The sequence below is a fragment of the Enterobacter cloacae complex sp. ESBL7 genome (assembly GCF_041679625.1).
Taxonomy (GTDB): Bacteria; Pseudomonadota; Gammaproteobacteria; order Enterobacterales; family Enterobacteriaceae; genus Enterobacter; species Enterobacter asburiae_B.
Map to the genome: position 1 here is coordinate 42,548 of NZ_JBGORN010000009.1, position 16,065 is coordinate 58,612.

At 58.7% G+C, this 16,065-nt stretch carries 15 protein-coding genes; 13 read left to right on the top strand and 2 right to left on the bottom strand.

Annotated features, from left to right (window positions below; all coding sequences use genetic code 11):
• Window positions 1-77: 77 nt before the first annotated feature.
• The gene (locus ACERY3_RS20760; RefSeq protein WP_029741816.1) at window positions 78-1,343 is read left to right on the top strand and encodes a 4-aminobutyrate--2-oxoglutarate transaminase; all 1,266 of its coding nucleotides are present in this window, start codon (window positions 78-80) and stop codon (window positions 1,341-1,343) included.
• Window positions 1,344-1,540: 197 nt separating this feature from the next.
• Window positions 1,541-2,641 carry a branched chain amino acid ABC transporter substrate-binding protein LivJ gene (gene livJ / locus ACERY3_RS20765; RefSeq protein ID WP_072163886.1) on the top strand — a complete coding sequence of 367 codons (1,101 nt, stop codon included), beginning with the start codon at window positions 1,541-1,543 and terminating at the stop codon, window positions 2,639-2,641.
• A 177-nt stretch (window positions 2,642-2,818) separates the two neighbouring features.
• Here the strand turns inward: livJ and panM are convergent, their stop codons facing one another.
• On the bottom strand, window positions 2,819-3,202 hold the full coding sequence (gene panM / locus ACERY3_RS20770) for an aspartate 1-decarboxylase autocleavage activator PanM (protein ID WP_023334145.1): 384 nt from the start codon (window positions 3,200-3,202) through the stop codon (window positions 2,819-2,821).
• A 424-nt stretch (window positions 3,203-3,626) separates the two neighbouring features.
• Here panM and livK point away from each other — a divergent pair, with 424 nt between their 5' ends.
• From livK to ugpQ, 10 genes are all read left to right on the top strand, one after another.
• Window positions 3,627-4,736 (top strand): high-affinity branched-chain amino acid ABC transporter substrate-binding protein LivK, encoded by a 1,110-nt coding sequence (livK, locus tag ACERY3_RS20775; RefSeq protein ID WP_373226401.1) that lies wholly within the window; start codon window positions 3,627-3,629, stop codon window positions 4,734-4,736.
• Window positions 4,737-4,782: 46 nt separating this feature from the next.
• The gene (livH, locus tag ACERY3_RS20780) at window positions 4,783-5,709 is read left to right on the top strand and encodes a high-affinity branched-chain amino acid ABC transporter permease LivH (RefSeq protein WP_008500099.1); all 927 of its coding nucleotides are present in this window, start codon (window positions 4,783-4,785) and stop codon (window positions 5,707-5,709) included.
• Complete coding sequence (locus ACERY3_RS20785) at window positions 5,706-6,983, top strand: high-affinity branched-chain amino acid ABC transporter permease LivM (RefSeq protein WP_373226403.1); 1,278 nt, start codon at window positions 5,706-5,708, stop codon at window positions 6,981-6,983. The genes livH and ACERY3_RS20785 overlap by 4 nt, the downstream gene beginning before the upstream one ends.
• Window positions 6,980-7,747 (top strand): high-affinity branched-chain amino acid ABC transporter ATP-binding protein LivG, encoded by a 768-nt coding sequence (gene livG / locus ACERY3_RS20790; RefSeq protein WP_023310024.1) that lies wholly within the window; start codon window positions 6,980-6,982, stop codon window positions 7,745-7,747. Before ACERY3_RS20785 ends, livG begins: the two co-directional genes overlap by 4 nt.
• A gap of 1 nt (window position 7,748) precedes the next feature.
• A complete protein-coding gene (livF, locus tag ACERY3_RS20795) occupies window positions 7,749-8,462 on the top strand; it encodes a high-affinity branched-chain amino acid ABC transporter ATP-binding protein LivF (protein WP_008500102.1) in 714 nt (237 codons plus the stop codon).
• A gap of 350 nt (window positions 8,463-8,812) precedes the next feature.
• Window positions 8,813-10,129, top strand: coding sequence for a sn-glycerol-3-phosphate ABC transporter substrate-binding protein UgpB (ugpB, locus tag ACERY3_RS20800; protein WP_023310025.1), 1,317 nt, complete (start codon window positions 8,813-8,815; stop codon window positions 10,127-10,129).
• A gap of 126 nt (window positions 10,130-10,255) precedes the next feature.
• Window positions 10,256-11,143, top strand: coding sequence for a sn-glycerol-3-phosphate ABC transporter permease UgpA (gene ugpA / locus ACERY3_RS20805; protein ID WP_033144396.1), 888 nt, complete (start codon window positions 10,256-10,258; stop codon window positions 11,141-11,143).
• Entirely contained in the window at window positions 11,140-11,985 is an 846-nt protein-coding gene (gene ugpE / locus ACERY3_RS20810; RefSeq protein ID WP_058842054.1) for a sn-glycerol-3-phosphate ABC transporter permease UgpE, read from the top strand. Before ugpA ends, ugpE begins: the two co-directional genes overlap by 4 nt.
• Window position 11,986: 1 nt before the next feature.
• A complete protein-coding gene (locus ACERY3_RS20815; protein WP_045888355.1) occupies window positions 11,987-13,057 on the top strand; it encodes a sn-glycerol-3-phosphate import ATP-binding protein UgpC in 1,071 nt (356 codons plus the stop codon).
• Window positions 13,054-13,800 carry a glycerophosphodiester phosphodiesterase gene (gene ugpQ, locus ACERY3_RS20820; protein WP_045888354.1) on the top strand — a complete coding sequence of 249 codons (747 nt, stop codon included), beginning with the start codon at window positions 13,054-13,056 and terminating at the stop codon, window positions 13,798-13,800. Before ACERY3_RS20815 ends, ugpQ begins: the two co-directional genes overlap by 4 nt.
• Here the strand turns inward: ugpQ and ACERY3_RS20825 are convergent.
• Window positions 13,784-14,161, bottom strand: a complete 378-nt coding sequence (locus ACERY3_RS20825) for a DUF2756 family protein (RefSeq protein ID WP_045888353.1) — start codon at window positions 14,159-14,161, stop codon at window positions 13,784-13,786. The genes ugpQ and ACERY3_RS20825 overlap by 17 nt on opposite strands.
• 123 nt (window positions 14,162-14,284) lie before the next feature.
• On the opposite strand from ACERY3_RS20825, the gene ggt reads away from it, so the two are divergent.
• Window positions 14,285-16,030, top strand: a complete 1,746-nt coding sequence (gene ggt / locus ACERY3_RS20830) for a gamma-glutamyltransferase (protein ID WP_072210884.1) — start codon at window positions 14,285-14,287, stop codon at window positions 16,028-16,030.
• The last annotated feature ends 35 nt before the right edge of the window (window positions 16,031-16,065 follow it).

Consider the following 16,065-nt stretch of genomic DNA (forward strand, 5'->3'; position numbering starts at 1 on the left):
GCCCGCTCTGGCGAATTCCCTCCCCCTGGCAAACACTTACTGATGCGCTAAGCAGGCGACTTTCTCAGGGGGACAGGGTGAAAAATAACGAACTGAACGACCGGCGTTTACAGGCGACGCCGCGCGGCATCGGCGTGATGTGTAACTTCTATGCCGATAAAGCTGAAAACGCCACGGTGTGGGACGTGGAAGGCAACGAGTACATCGACTTCGCCGCCGGGATCGCGGTGCTGAATACCGGCCATCGCCATCCAAAAGTCATTTCCGCTATTGAAAAACAGCTCCACGCGTTTACCCATACGGCGTACCAGATTGTGCCGTACGAAGGCTATGTGGCGCTTGCCGAGCGCATCAACCAGCGCGTGCCCGTTGACGGTCCGGCCAAAACCGCGTTCTTCTCTACGGGGGCTGAGGCGGTCGAAAACGCGGTCAAAATTGCCCGAGCGTACACCAAACGTCCCGGCCTTATCACCTTCGGCGGCGCGTTCCACGGCCGCACCTTTATGACCATGGCGCTGACCGGCAAAGTTGCGCCGTACAAGCTCGGCTTTGGCCCGTTCCCCGGTTCGGTGTATCACGCGCAGTATCCGAATGAACTGCACGGCGTCAGCACGGCGGAAGCGTTGAAAAGCCTGGAACGCATCTTTAAAGCGGATATCGCACCCGACCAGGTCGCGGCCATTATTCTCGAACCGGTTCAGGGAGAGGGCGGTTTCAACATTGCGCCAGCTGATTTTATGCAGGCGCTGCGCGCCCTGTGCGACACCCACGGTATTTTGCTGATTGCCGACGAGGTGCAAAGCGGCTTCGCCCGTACCGGCAAGCTGTTCTCGATGGAACACCACTGCGTGAAGCCCGATCTGATCACCATGGCGAAAAGCCTGGCGGGCGGGATGCCGCTCTCAGCGGTATCGGGCCGTGCGGAGGTGATGGACGCACCCGCCCCTGGCGGGCTGGGCGGTACCTACGCCGGAAACCCGCTGGCGATTGCGGCGGCACATGCCGTGCTCGACGTGATTGATGAAGAGGATCTCTGCACGCGCTCGGCGCATCTTGGCCACCACCTGGTGGAAGTGCTGAATAAGGCGAAGGAACACTGCCCGTATATCGCTGACATTCGCGCGCAGGGCTCGATGGTGGCGGTTGAGTTTAACGACCCGCAAACGGGTCAGCCTTCGCCGGAATTTACCCGCCAGGTGCAGGAGCGTGCGTTGCAGGAAGGGCTGCTTCTTCTGAGCTGCGGCGTCTACGGCAACGTCATTCGTTTCCTGTATCCGCTGACTATCCCTGAAGCGCAGTTCCGTAAAGCGCTGGACATTATCTCCGCGTCGCTGACACGTTAAAGCCACATGCCCGGCGAAAATCCCTGCCGGGCTTATCATATATTCATTTCAAATTAGCTATTCCAAAATCATAAAAATCGGGTATGTTTTAGCAGAGTATGCTGAAAAAGCGCGGACAGCACACCTATAACTGACATAAAGCGCTGCACAACAACATCACAACAATCGTAATAACCATAATAATGGGGAATCTCAGGATGAACATGAAGGGTAAAGCGTTACTGGCAGGATGTATCGCGTTGGCATTCAGCACCATGGCACAGGCAGACATCAAGGTGGCTGTGGTTGGCGCAATGTCCGGTCCGGTAGCACAGTACGGCGACCAGGAATTTACCGGCGCTGAGCAGGCGGTTGCAGACATTAATGCCAAGGGCGGTATCAAGGGCGAAAAACTGCAGATCGTAAAATATGATGATGCCTGTGACCCGAAACAAGCGGTCGCGGTCGCGAACAAAGTGGTGAACGACGGGATCAAATACGTTATCGGTCACCTGTGCTCTTCCTCGACTCAGCCTGCGTCTGACATCTACGAAGACGAAGGTATTCTGATGATCACCCCGGCAGCGACCGCACCGGAGCTGACCGCGCGCGGCTACAAGCTGACCCTGCGCACCACCGGTCTGGACTCTGACCAGGGCCCAACCGCGGCGAAATACATCGTTGAAAAAGTGAAGCCGAAGCGCATTGCCATCGTTCATGACAAGCAGCAGTACGGTGAAGGTCTGGCGCGTTCAGTGCAGGATAACCTCAAGAAAGCGAATGCCGACGTGGTGTTCTTCGACGGGATCACCGCCGGTGAGAAAGACTTCTCCACCCTGGTGGCGCGCCTGAAGAAAGAGAATATTGATTTTGTTTACTACGGTGGCTACCACCCGGAAATGGGCCAGATCCTGCGCCAGGCGCGCGCTGCGGGCCTGAAAACCCAGTTTATGGGCCCGGAAGGCGTGGCGAACGTTTCCCTGTCTAACATTGCGGGTGAATCAGCCGAAGGCCTGCTGGTAACCAAACCGAAGAACTACGACCAGGTCCCTGCGAACAAACCTATCGTAGATGCCATCAAGGCGAAGAAACAGGATCCAAGCGGCGCGTTCGTCTGGACCACCTACGCGGCGCTGCAGTCTCTGCAGGCGGGCCTGAACCAGTCAGCCGATCCGGCTGAGATTGCCACCTGGCTGAAAGCGAATACCGTCGAGACCGTCATGGGACCACTCTCCTGGGACGCGAAGGGCGACCTGAAGGGCTTCGAGTTCGGCGTGTTTGACTGGCATGCGAACGGCACGGCGACAGACGCCAAATAATTTTCCCGTCGCCTTTCGCGCCGCAGGTGCGTTGGCTGCGTTATTCAACCCCGGTCACTTACTTATGTAAGCTCCCGGGGATTTCATAACTTGCCGCCTTCCTGCAACACGAAATGCTTGGGAAAATACAGTGGAGAATGTAGGCCGGGTAAGGCGCAGCCGCCACCCGGCTTTCTTTTAGCGCTTCTCCCACCCGCTCTCCTGCGCCGTAAACCCTAACGCCTGCATAAACGCCGCCATCACGCCGCGGTCTTCCACGCCCACATCAGCCATCCACCATGAGGTCACGCTCGGGTTTTCGCGGATCACTTCTTCAATTAAATACTGTCCCACACCGCGACGACGGGTGACGTCACGCACGCGCAGCGAGTCCAGCGCCCCTTCCGTACCGCTCAGGGTTACGCGAACCGCTGCCAGCAGGCGTTCGTTAAAACGCGCGGCATAAATGCGGTGGGTCTCATCAACGCGCAGCGACGAAGGGGAATATTCCGGCCAGATCTTGCCCAGGTCGATATGATCCTGGTCGCTAAAGGTCACCAGACGCACGATAGTCAGTTTCATTAGCCACTTGTCCAAATCAGATTGAGTAGGGGCAGTGTACTCAATTTATTCACTCAGCGGCTTCCTCTTTTTATTCTCATTAACCAGGTGATTAGTTTTTTGGCAACGCGATGGGCAGTTTGAAAACACATGGATCGAAAAATAAGCAGAATTTTAACCTGAACGGTAGTGATTTATTCGGCGCTTTGTACCGTTATTTTATGCTGCAAACTGCACTTTTATTTGTTTATCTCTGCCTGATTTTAGAATATTATCTTTGCTTAATCGCCTGAAAAATAGAGATTTTAGTCTGGTTTTTGACAAAAAACTGCGCTAAACCATTAAAGGCACTGGTAAAAATAGCGTTGTTCATTAAAAGTACAGAATGCTTTTTAACCATAATAAAACAAAATATAAACACGACATCACGAATGGGGATTCAGAGATGAAAAGGAACGCGAAGACGTTAATCGCGGGGATGGTCGCACTGTCGATCTCGCATGCCGCTATGGCAGACGACATTAAAGTTGCGGTAGTGGGCGCGATGTCCGGCCCTGTTGCCCAGTGGGGTGACATGGAGTTCAACGGCGCGCGCCAGGCCATCAAAGACATCAACGCCAAGGGCGGTATCAAAGGCGACAAGCTGGTGGGCGTGGAATATGACGACGCCTGCGATCCGAAACAGGCCGTCGCGGTCGCCAACAAAATCGTCAACGAAGGTATTCAGTATGTGATCGGCCACCTGTGCTCATCCTCCACGCAGCCGGCGTCTGATATCTACGAAGACGAAGGCATTCTGATGATCACCCCAGGCGCAACGAACCCGGAACTGACCCAGCGCGGCTACCAGCACATTATGCGTACCGCCGGTCTGGACTCCTCGCAGGGTCCCACCGCCGCCAAATACATCCTCGAGACCGTTAAGCCACAGCGCATTGCTATTATTCATGACAAACAGCAGTACGGCGAAGGCCTGGCGCGCTCCGTGCAGGACGGCCTGAAAAAAGGCGGCGCGAACATCGTCTTCTTCGACGGCATTACCGCCGGTGAGAAAGACTTCTCCGCGCTGATTGCCCGTCTGCAAAAAGAGAATATCGACTTCGTTTACTACGGCGGCTATTACCCGGAGATGGGGCAGATGCTGCGTCAGGCGCGCGCCACCGGTCTGAAAACCCAGTTTATGGGGCCAGAGGGCGTGGGCAATGCCTCCCTGTCAAACATCGCGGGGGATTCTGCCGAAGGCATGCTGGTGACGATGCCAAAACGCTATGACCAGGATCCGGCCAACAAGGCTATCGTGGATGCGCTCAAGGCGCAGAAGAAAGATCCGAGTGGTCCGTACGTCTGGATCACCTACGCGGCCATACAGTCTCTGGCCACCGCGCTGGATCGCTCCGGCAGCAAAGAACCGCTGGATCTGGTGAAAGATTTAAAAGCACACGGGGCGAACACCGTGATTGGGCCGCTGAACTGGGATGAGAAAGGCGATCTGAAGGGATTTGAGTTTGGTGTCTTTAAGTGGCACGCCGACGGTTCATCCTCGGCCGCCAAATAATTATCCCACCGCCCGGCATGACGGGCGGGTATAAAAAGGTTTGCATATGTCCGAGCAGTTTCTCTATTTCCTGCAGCAGATGTTTAACGGCGTTACGCTGGGAAGCACCTACGCGCTGATCGCCATCGGCTATACGATGGTTTACGGCATTATCGGCATGATCAACTTCGCCCACGGCGAGGTGTACATGATCGGTAGCTACGTCTCCTTTATGATTATCGCCGCCCTGATGATGATGGGCATCGACAGCAGCTGGCTGCTGGTCGCCGCCGGGTTTGTCGGCGCGATCGTGATTGCCAGCGCCTACGGCTGGAGCATTGAGCGCGTGGCCTACCGGCCGGTGCGCAGCTCCAAGCGCCTGATTGCGCTTATTTCCGCGATCGGGATGTCGATCTTCCTGCAAAACTACGTCAGCCTGACCGAAGGTTCGCGCGACGTGGCGCTGCCAAGCCTGTTTAACGGCCAGTGGATTGTGGGGGCCAGCGAAAACTTCGCGGCCTCTATCACCACCATGCAGCTGGTTATCTGGGTCGTGACCTTTATTGCGATGCTCGCCCTGACGCTGTTCATCCGCTACTCGCGTATGGGACGCGCCTGCCGCGCCTGCGCGGAAGACCTGAAGATGGCGAGCCTGCTCGGCATCAACACCGACCGCGTGATTGCCCTGACCTTCGTGATTGGCGCCGCGATGGCGGCGGTGGCGGGTGTCCTGCTCGGCCAGTTCTACGGCGTGATCAACCCGTACATCGGCTTCATGGCCGGGATGAAAGCCTTCACCGCGGCGGTTCTGGGCGGTATCGGCAGTATTCCGGGCGCGATGATCGGCGGCCTGATCCTGGGCGTGGCCGAAGCGCTCTCCTCGGCGTACCTGAGCACGGAGTATAAAGACGTGGTGTCGTTTGCCCTGCTGATTCTGGTTCTGCTGGTGATGCCTACCGGTATTCTGGGCCGTCCGGAGGTAGAGAAAGTATGAAACCGATGCATTTTGCAATGGCGCTGCTCTCTGCCGCCATGTTCTTCGTGCTGGCCAGCGTCTTTATGGGAGTCCAGCTTGAGCTGAATGGCACCAAACTGGTTGTCGATACCGCAGCTGACATCCGCTGGCAGTGGGTATTTATCGGCACGGCCGTAGTGTTCCTGTTCCAGCTGCTGCGTCCGCTGTTCCAGAAGACGCTGAAAAACGTCTCCGGGCCGAAATTCGTCCTGCCGGCAATCGACGGTTCTACGGTTAAGCAGAAGCTGTTCCTCGTGGCGCTGCTGGTGGCCGCCGTGGCGTGGCCGTTCGTGGTGTCGCGTGGCACCGTGGATATCGCCACGCTGACCATGATCTACGTGATTCTCGGTCTCGGTCTGAACGTGGTCGTGGGGCTTTCGGGCCTGCTGGTGCTGGGCTACGGCGGCTTCTACGCCATCGGCGCCTATACCTTCGCGCTGCTGAACCACTATTACGGTCTCGGCTTCTGGACCTGCCTGCCGCTGGCGGGGCTGGTCTCTGCCGCTGCAGGCTTCCTGCTTGGCTTCCCGGTGCTGCGCCTGCGCGGTGACTACCTGGCGATTGTGACCTTAGGCTTCGGCGAAATCGTCCGTATCCTGCTGCTCAACAACACCGGAGTGACCGGCGGCCCGAACGGCATCAGCCAGATCCCGAAACCGACCTTCTTCGGCCTGGAATTTAGCCGTACCGCCCGCGAAGGCGGCTGGGATACCTTCAGCAACTTCTTCGGCGTGAAGTATGACCCGTCCGACCGCGTGATCTGGCTCTATCTGGTGGCGCTGCTGCTGGTGGTGATTACCCTGTTCGTGATCAACCGCCTGCTGCGCATGCCGCTGGGCCGCGCGTGGGAAGCGCTGCGTGAAGATGAGATTGCCTGCCGCTCCCTGGGCCTGAACCCGACCCGCATCAAGCTGACCGCGTTCACCATCAGCGCCGCGTTTGCCGGTTTCGCCGGAACGCTGTTTGCCGCGCGTCAGGGCTTCGTTAGCCCGGAATCGTTCACCTTCGCCGAATCCGCCTTTGTGCTGGCGATTGTGGTGCTCGGCGGGATGGGCTCGCAGTTTGCCGTTATCCTCGCGGCCATCCTGCTGGTGGTCTCGCGCGAGCTGATGCGCGACTTTAACGAATACAGCATGCTGATGCTGGGTGGTTTGATGGTGCTGATGATGATCTGGCGTCCGCAGGGTCTGCTGCCGATGACCCGTCCACAGCTGAAGCTGAAGAACGGGCAAGCGAAAGGAGAGCAGGCATGAGTCAGCCATTATTATCCGTTAACGGCCTGATGATGCGTTTTGGCGGCCTGCTGGCGGTCAACAACGTGAATCTGGATCTGCACAAGAAAGAGATTGTCTCCCTGATTGGTCCGAACGGCGCAGGGAAAACCACGGTCTTTAACTGCCTGACCGGCTTCTACAAGCCGACGGGCGGCACCATCATGCTGCGCGACCAGCACCTGGAAGGGCTGCCGGGCCAGCAGATCGCCCGTATGGGCGTGGTGCGTACCTTCCAGCACGTGCGTCTGTTCCGCGAGATGACGGTGATTGAGAACCTGCTGGTGGCCCAGCATCAGCAGCTGAAAACCGGGCTGTTCTCCGGCCTGCTGAAAACCCCGGCCTTCCGCCGCGCGCAGGATGAAGCGCTTGACCGCGCCGCCACCTGGCTCGACCGAATTGGCCTGCTGCAGCACGCCAACCGTCAGGCGAGCAATCTGGCCTACGGTGACCAGCGTCGTCTGGAGATCGTGCGCTGCATGGTGACGCAGCCGGAAATCCTGATGCTCGACGAACCGGCGGCAGGGCTCAACCCGAAAGAGACCAAAGAGCTGGACGAGCTGATTGCCGAGCTGCGCGACAGTCACGACACTACCATCCTGCTGATTGAGCACGACATGAAGCTGGTGATGGGCATTTCGGACCGTATCTACGTGGTAAACCAGGGCACGCCGCTGGCAAACGGCACGCCGGAAGAGATCCGCAACAACCCGGACGTGATCCGCGCATACCTTGGTGAGGCATAAGATGGAAAAAGCGATGTTAACGTTCGACAAGGTCAACGCGCACTACGGCAAGATCCAGGCGCTGCACGACGTCAGCCTGCATATCAATCAGGGTGAAATCGTGACCCTGATTGGCGCCAACGGCGCGGGCAAAACCACGCTGCTCGGCACCCTGTGCGGCGACCCGCGCGCCACCAGCGGGCGGATTGTGTTCGATGGTAAAGACATTACCGACTGGCAGACCGCCAGAATCATGCGCGAGGCGGTGGCGATTGTTCCGGAAGGGCGCCGCGTCTTCTCCCGCATGACGGTGGAAGAGAACCTGGCGATGGGCGGGTTCTTCGCTCACCGTGATGAATACCAGACCCGCATCAAGTGGGTATATGAACTCTTCCCGCGCCTGTGGGAGCGCCGCATCCAGCGTGCGGGCACCATGTCCGGCGGTGAGCAGCAGATGCTGGCGATTGGCCGCGCGCTGATGAGCCAGCCGCGCCTGCTGCTGCTGGACGAACCGTCGCTCGGTCTGGCGCCGATCATCATTCAGCAGATCTTCGACACCATCGAGCAGCTGCGCAAAGAGGGGATGACCATCTTCCTCGTCGAGCAGAACGCCAACCAGGCGCTGAAGCTCGCCGATCGTGGCTACGTGCTGGAGAACGGCCGCGTGGTGCTGGAGGATACCGGCGACGCGCTGCTGGCGAACGAAGCGGTGCGGAGCGCGTATCTGGGCGGATAGGTAAAAGCAAAAAGGCAACGCAAGTTGCCTTTTTTAATGTTTTCTCCCTCTCCCCGTGGGAGAGGGCCGGGGTGAGGGCACCAGACCGCACGAGGTAAAAGCAAAAAGGCAACGCAAGTTGCCTTTTTTAATGTTTTCTCCCTCTCCCCGTGGGAGAGGGTCGGGGTGAGGGCACCAGACCACACCCAAACCACCCCCCAGCCCCTTTCACACAACCATCATCCCCCTGACGCCTGGCTGTCACTTATCTGTAAACAAACAGTTATTTTTCTGTAATTCGAGCATGTCATGTTACCTCGCGAGCATAAAACGCGTGATATCGCGCATCCGGCACAATAAGAGAGATGACAATGACATCGTTACGACACACAGCTTTGGGTCTGGCACTGGGTCTGGCTTTTGCGACGAACGCAATGGCTGTCACCACCATTCCGTTCTGGCATTCCATGGAAGGGGAGTTGGGTAAAGAAGTTGACTCCCTGGCGCAGCGTTTCAACGACACCCATCCGGATTACAAAATTGTGCCGGTGTACAAAGGCAACTACGAGCAGAGCCTGAGCGCGGGCATCGCCGCCTTCCGTACCGGTAACGCACCTGCGCTGTTGCAGGTTTATGAAGTGGGTACCGCCACCATGATGGCCTCCAAAGCCATCAAACCGGTCTATGAAGTGTTCAAAGAAGCGGGCATCAACTTCGATGAGTCGCAGTTCGTGCCGACCGTAGCGGGTTACTACACCGATTCCAAAACCGGCCACCTGCTGTCTCAGCCGTTTAACAGCTCCACGCCGGTGCTGTACTACAACAAAGACGCCTTCAAAAAAGCCGGTTTAGACCCGGAACAGCCGCCAAAAACCTGGCAGGACCTGGCGGAGTACACCGCCAAGCTGAAGGCGGCGGGGATGAAGTGCGGCTACGCCAGCGGCTGGCAGGGCTGGATCCAGATTGAAAACTTCAGCGCCTGGCACGGTCTGCCGGTTGCGACCAAAAACAACGGCTTCGACGGCACCGACGCGGTCCTGGAGTTCAACAAGCCTGAGCAGGTGAAGCATATCGCGCTGCTTGCCGATCTGAACAAGAAGGGCGACTTCAGCTACTTCGGACGTAAAGACGAATCCACCGAGAAGTTCTACAACGGCGACTGCGCCATTACCACCGCCTCTTCCGGCTCGCTGGCGGATATCCGTCACTACGCCAAATTCAACTACGGCGTGGGCATGATGCCGTACGACGCTGACGTGAAGGGCGCGCCGCAGAACGCCATCATCGGCGGGGCGAGCCTGTGGGTGATGCAGGGTAAAGACAAGGGCACCTACAAAGGCGTAGCCGAATTCCTCGACTTCCTGGCGAAGCCTGAAAACGCCGCCGAGTGGCATCAGAAGACCGGCTACCTGCCGATCACCAAAGCCGCGTACGACCTGACCCGCGAGCAGGGCTTCTACAGCAAGAACCCGGGCGCGGACATTGCGACGCGTCAGATGCTGAACAAGCCGCCATTGCCGTTCACCAAGGGTCTGCGTCTGGGCAACATGCCGCAGATCCGCACCATCGTGGATGAAGAGCTGGAAAGCGTGTGGACCGGTAAGAAAACGCCACAGCAGGCGCTGGACTCTGCGGTAGAGCGCGGGAATCAGCTGCTGCGCCGCTTTGAGCAGTCGACCAAATCGTAATTCAAACCTGCCCCTCACCCTAACCCTCTCCCATAGGGGAGAGGGGACTGCGCGGAGCCGTCTTTTCTCCCTCGCCCCTTTGGGGAGAGGGCCGGGGTGAGGGGTGAATACCTACAGAGCAAACCTATGTCATCATCCCGTCCGGTGTTCCGTTCCCGCTGGCTGCCCTATCTTCTGGTCGCGCCGCAGCTGGTCATCACCGTTATCTTCTTTATCTGGCCTGCGGGCGAAGCGCTGTGGTACTCGGTACAAAGCGTCGACCCGTTCGGGCTTTCCAGCCAGTTTGTTGGCCTGGACAACTTTACCGCACTGTTCCACGACAGCTACTACCTGGACTCCTTCTGGACGACGATGAAGTTCAGCGCGCTGGTGACCGTCAGCGGTCTGGTTGCCTCGCTGTTTTTCGCCGCGCTGGTGGACTACGTGGTGCGCGGCAGCCGTATTTATCAAACCCTGATGCTGCTGCCTTACGCCGTGGCTCCCGCCGTCGCCGCCGTACTGTGGATCTTCCTGTTTAACCCCGGTCGCGGGTTGATTACCCACTTCCTGGCCGAGTTCGGCTACGACTGGAACCACGCCCAGAACAGCGGTCAGGCCATGTTCCTGGTGGTGTTCGCCTCGGTGTGGAAGCAGATCAGCTACAACTTCCTGTTCTTCTTTGCCGCGCTGCAGTCCATTCCGCGCTCGCTGGTGGAAGCCGCGGCGATTGACGGCGCAGGGCCCATTCGTCGTTTCTTCAGGCTGTCGCTGCCGCTGATCGCCCCGGTGAGTTTCTTCCTGCTGGTGGTTAACCTCGTGTACGCCTTCTTCGACACCTTCCCGGTGATCGACGCGGCGACCGCAGGCGGCCCGGTGCAGGCGACCACCACGCTGATTTACAAAATCTACCGCGAAGGCTTTGCGGGGCTGGATCTCTCCGCCTCCGCCGCGCAGTCGGTCGTGCTGATGTTCCTCGTCATCATCCTCACGGTGGTGCAGTTCCGCTATGTCGAAAGTAAGGTGCGCTACCAATGATTGAGAACCGTCGCGGGCTGACGATTTTCAGCCATACCATGCTGATTTTAGGGATTATCGTCATCCTCTTCCCGCTGTACGTGGCGTTTGTCGCCGCCACGCTGGACACCAAAGCGGTGTTCGACACGCCGATGACGCTGCTCCCCGGCGGGCATCTTTTCGAGAACATGAAGACCATCTGGACCCTGGGCGTGGGCGCCAACAGCGCGCCGTTCTGGCTGATGATGCTCAACAGCTTCATCATGGCGTTTGGCATTACGGTCGGCAAAATTACGGTGTCGATGCTTTCGGCCTTCGCCATCGTCTGGTTCCGCTTTCCGCTGCGTAACCTCTTCTTCTGGATGATTTTTATCACCCTGATGCTGCCGGTAGAGGTGCGTATCTTCCCGACGGTAGAAGTGATTGCCAACCTGAAGATGCTCGACAGCTACGCGGGCTTAACCCTGCCGCTGATGGCCTCGGCGACCGCCACCTTCCTGTTCCGCCAGTTCTTTATGACCTTGCCGGACGAGCTGATTGAAGCGGCGCGCATCGACGGCGCGTCGCCGATGCGCTTCTTCCGCGACATCGTGCTGCCGCTGTCGAAAACCAACCTTGCGGCGCTGTTTGTGATCACCTTTATCTACGGCTGGAACCAGTACCTGTGGCCGCTGCTGATTATTCAGGACGTTAACCTCGGTACCGCCGTGGCGGGCATCAAAGGCATGATCGCCACCGGCGAAGGCACCACCCTCTGGAACCAGGTGATGGCGGCGATGTTGCTCACCCTTATCCCACCCGTAGTCATTGTTTTAGCCATGCAGCGCGCGTTTGTCCGCGGCCTGGTCGATAGCGAGAAATAAGATGGCAGGTTTAAAACTTCAGGCAGTAACCAAAAGCTGGGATGGCAAAACCCAGGTGATTCAGCCGCTGACGCTCGACGTGGCGGACGGAGAATTCATCGTGATGGTCGGCCCGTCCGGCTGTGGCAAATCCACCCTGCTGCGCATGGTGGCGGGGCTGGAGCGCGTGACCTCCGGGGATATCTGGATTGACCGTCAGCGCGTCACCGAGATGGAGCCGAAAGACAGAGGCATCGCAATGGTGTTCCAGAACTACGCCCTCTATCCGCACATGAGCGTGGAAGAGAACATGGCCTGGGGGCTGAAAATCCGCGGCATGGGCAAAGGCCATATCGACGAGCGCGTGAAAGAAGCGGCGCGCATTCTCGAGCTGGACGGACTGCTGAAGCGCCGCCCGCGCGAGCTTTCCGGCGGCCAGCGCCAGCGCGTGGCGATGGGGCGCGCCATCGTGCGCGATCCGGCGGTATTCCTGTTCGACGAGCCGCTGTCTAACCTCGACGCCAAGCTGCGCGTGCAGATGCGTCTTGAGCTGCAGCAGCTGCACCGTCGCCTGAACACCACCTCCCTGTATGTGACCCACGATCAGGTCGAAGCCATGACCCTCGCCCAGCGCGTGATGGTGATGAACAAAGGCATCGCCGAACAGATTGGCACTCCGGTGGAAGTGTACGAGAAACCGGCCACCCGCTTTGTGGCGAGCTTTATCGGCAGCCCGGCAATGAACCTGCTTGAAGGGCGTATCAGCAGCGCGGGCACGCATTTTGAACTGGAAAGCGGGATGGCGTTGCCGATCAACTGGTACTATCGTGGCTACGCCGGGCGTAAGATGACGCTCGGTATCCGCCCCGAGCATATCGTTTTAACCTCTCAGGCGGACGGCGGCGTGCCGCTGGTGATGGACACGCTGGAGATGTTGGGTGCAGATAACCTGGCGCACGGGCGCTGGGGCGAACAAAAAATGGTGGTGCGCCTGGCACATCAGGAGCGCCCGAAAGCAGGCAGCACGCTGTGGCTGCACCTGCCGGAAAACCATCTGCACCTGTTTGACGGTGAAACAGGACAACGAGTATGAGCAACTGGCCTTATCCCCACGTCGTCGCCCACCGTGGCGGCGGTAAGCTGGCGCCGGAGAACACCCTGGCGGCGATTGACGTTGGCGCGCGCTACGGTCACACGATGATCGAGTTCGACGCCAAGCTGTCGAAAGACGGCGAAATTTTCCTGCTGCATGACGATAACCTCGAACGCACCAGCAACGGCTGGGGCGTGGCGGGCGAGCTGCCGTGGCGCGATCTGCTGAAAGTGGACGCCGGAAGCTGGTACAGCGGCGAATTCAAAGGCGAACCGCTGCCGCTGCTGGCGGAAGTGGCCGATCGCTGTCGCCAGCACGGCATGATGGCCAATATCGAAATCAAACCGACCACCGGCACCGGGCCGCTGACGGGCAAAGTCATTGCCCTGGCCGCGCGCGAACTGTGGGAAGGGATGACCGCGCCGCTGCTGTCATCATTTGAAATCGATGCGCTGGAGGCCGCACAGGCGGCCGTACCGGAGCTGCCGCGCGGGCTGCTGCTTGACGAGTGGCGCGAGGACTGGCGCGAGCTGACGACACGCTTAGCGTGCGTTTCTATCCATCTCAACCACAGGCTGCTGGATGAGGCGCGGGTGAAGATGCTGAAGGACGCAGGCCTGCATATTCTGGTCTACACGGTTAACAAACCCCAGCGCGCAGCCGAACTGCTGCGCTGGGGCGTGGACAGCATCTGTACCGATGCAATCGACCTGATCGGCCCGGACTTTAGTTCTGCGGATTAAGCATACTGCCATTCGACTGCGGCGGAAGCATGTGCTGCTGTCCGCTGCCTGACGACGTCATTCCTCCTAACATCCCGCCGTTTTTATTCGGCAGCGGCTGCTCGCGTACCTGCCCCTGCTGCACGCGCTGGGTGTTGGCGTTCATCTGATTTTGCAGGCTTTGCTGCTGCATCTGGGTCTGCGTTTTAAGCTGCTGATTAAGCATTCCTTTCTGCTGCTGTTGCTGGCTCATCATCTCCGTCTGCATACGCTGCTGGCTCGGGATAACGTAACCCTGCTGGTTCGGGTTGTTCAGGGTGTTGAGTGGCTGTGCGAGCGCGGCAAACGGGATCAGCGCCGTAAGGATCCATAAGCGTTTCATTGTCATTTCCTCCTTTTGAGGTCTCTCTTAAGTTTACCCCGATTTCACCATGACGATGATTTTTTAGGAGTTGTGAACCAGGCTTAAGCGGGGAATATGGATCCCTTCACCTGGAGAACAATAATGATGAAACCAACGTTTTTGCGCTGGGTCGCCATCGCCGCGCTGATGGCAGGCGGTACATTTAGCGTGGCGGCCAACCCGCCAGCGGCGCCTCCGGTCTCTTACGGCGTGGAGGAAGATGTTTTTCATCCCGTGCGGGCAACCCATGGCATGGTGGCGTCGGTGGATGCGCTGGCAACCAAAGTGGGCGTCGATATTCTCAGGCAGGGCGGTAACGCGGTGGATGCAGCGGTCGCCGTCGGCTATGCGCTGGCGGTGACGCATCCGCAGGCGGGGAACCTGGGCGGCGGCGGCTTTATGATGCTGCGTACCAAAGACGGCAAAACTACCGCCATCGATTTCCGCGAAATGGCGCCTTCTCAGGCGTCCCGCGATATGTTCCTCGACGATCAGGGTAACCCTGACAGCAAAAAATCCCTGACTTCGCACCTCGCCACCGGCACGCCGGGCACCGTTGCGGGCTTCTCGCTGGCGCTGGAAAAATACGGCACGATGCCGCTGAACAAGGTGGTGCAGCCTGCCATCAAGCTGGCGCGCGACGGCTTTGTGGTAAACGATGCGCTGGCGGACGACCTCAAGACCTACGGTAGCGAAGTGATTCCGAATCACGAAAACAGCAAGGCCATCTTCTGGAAAGGCGGTGAGCCGCTGAAGAAGGGCGACAGGCTGGTGCAGAAGAACCTCGCCAAAAGCCTGGAGCTGATTGCGGAGCACGGTCCGGACGCCTTCTACAAAGGGGCAATAGCCGACCAGATTGCCGAAGAGATGCAGAAAAACGGCGGGCTCATCACCAAAGCGGATCTGGCGGAATACAAGGCGGTGGAGCGCGAGCCGATTAGCGGTACCTATCGCGGATACGAGGTCTTCTCCATGCCGCCGCCGTCCTCCGGCGGGATCCACATCGTGCAGATCCTCAATATTCTCGAAAACTTCGATATGCACAAGTTCGGCTTCGGCAGCGCGGACGCCATGCAGGTGATGGCGGAAGCGGAAAAACGCGCCTACGCCGACCGGTCGGAATATCTCGGCGATCCGGACTTCGTGAAGGTGCCGTGGCAGGCGCTGACCAACAAGGCGTATGCCAAATCCATTGCCGATCAGATCGACATCAACAAGGCTAAACCGTCGAGCGAGATCCGCCCCGGCAAGCTGGCGCCGTATGAAAGCAACCAGACCACCCACTTCTCGGTGGTGGATAAAGACGGTAACGCGGTGGCGGTGACGTACACGCTCAACACCACCTTCGGCACCGGGATTGTGGCGGGCAACAGCGGCATTCTGCTGAACAACGAGATGGATGACTTCTCTGCCAAACCGGGCGTGCCGAACGTCTACGGGCTGGTGGGCGGCGATGCGAATGCAGTAGGGCCTAAGAAACGTCCGCTGTCTTCTATGTCGCCCACCATTGTCGTGAAAGACGGGAAAACCTGGCTGGTGACCGGCAGCCCTGGCGGGAGCCGTATTATCACTACCGTGCTGCAGATGGTGGTGAACAGCATCGACTTTGGGATGAACGTCGCCGAAGCGACCAACGCACCGCGTTTCCATCACCAGTGGCTGCCGGACGAGCTGCGCGTGGAGAAGGGCTTTAGCCCGGACACCATCAAGCTGCTGGAACAGCGCGGGCAGAAGGTGGCGGTGAAGGAGGCGATGGGCAGCACCCAGAGCATTATGGTCGGGCCGGACGGGGCGCTGTTTGGCGCGTCGGATCCGCGGTCGGTGGATGATTTGTCGGCGGGGTATTAACGATTCCCCTCACCCTAACCCTCTCCCCGCAGGGG

Excerpts from the sequence above, each read along its gene's own strand:
- livG (WP_023310024.1), top strand. The coding sequence starts at position 6,980 with ATGAGTCAGCCATTATTATCCGTTAACGGCCTGATGATGCGTTTTGGC.
- ACERY3_RS20785 (WP_373226403.1), top strand. The coding sequence starts at position 5,706 with ATGAAACCGATGCATTTTGCAATGGCGCTGCTCTCTGCCGCCATGTTC.
- ACERY3_RS20815 (WP_045888355.1), top strand. The coding sequence starts at position 11,987 with ATGGCAGGTTTAAAACTTCAGGCAGTAACCAAAAGCTGGGATGGCAAA.
- ACERY3_RS20825 (WP_045888353.1), bottom strand. The coding sequence starts at position 14,161 with ATGAAACGCTTATGGATCCTTACGGCGCTGATCCCGTTTGCCGCGCTC.
- ugpB (WP_023310025.1), top strand. The coding sequence starts at position 8,813 with ATGACATCGTTACGACACACAGCTTTGGGTCTGGCACTGGGTCTGGCT.
- livH (WP_008500099.1), top strand. The coding sequence starts at position 4,783 with ATGTCCGAGCAGTTTCTCTATTTCCTGCAGCAGATGTTTAACGGCGTT.
- ugpE (WP_058842054.1), top strand. The coding sequence starts at position 11,140 with ATGATTGAGAACCGTCGCGGGCTGACGATTTTCAGCCATACCATGCTG.
- ugpQ (WP_045888354.1), top strand. The coding sequence starts at position 13,054 with ATGAGCAACTGGCCTTATCCCCACGTCGTCGCCCACCGTGGCGGCGGT.
- panM (WP_023334145.1), bottom strand. The coding sequence starts at position 3,202 with ATGAAACTGACTATCGTGCGTCTGGTGACCTTTAGCGACCAGGATCAT.
- livK (WP_373226401.1), top strand. The coding sequence starts at position 3,627 with ATGAAAAGGAACGCGAAGACGTTAATCGCGGGGATGGTCGCACTGTCG.
- livF (WP_008500102.1), top strand. The coding sequence starts at position 7,749 with ATGGAAAAAGCGATGTTAACGTTCGACAAGGTCAACGCGCACTACGGC.
- ugpA (WP_033144396.1), top strand. The coding sequence starts at position 10,256 with ATGTCATCATCCCGTCCGGTGTTCCGTTCCCGCTGGCTGCCCTATCTT.
- livJ (WP_072163886.1), top strand. The coding sequence starts at position 1,541 with ATGAACATGAAGGGTAAAGCGTTACTGGCAGGATGTATCGCGTTGGCA.
- ggt (WP_072210884.1), top strand. The coding sequence starts at position 14,285 with ATGATGAAACCAACGTTTTTGCGCTGGGTCGCCATCGCCGCGCTGATG.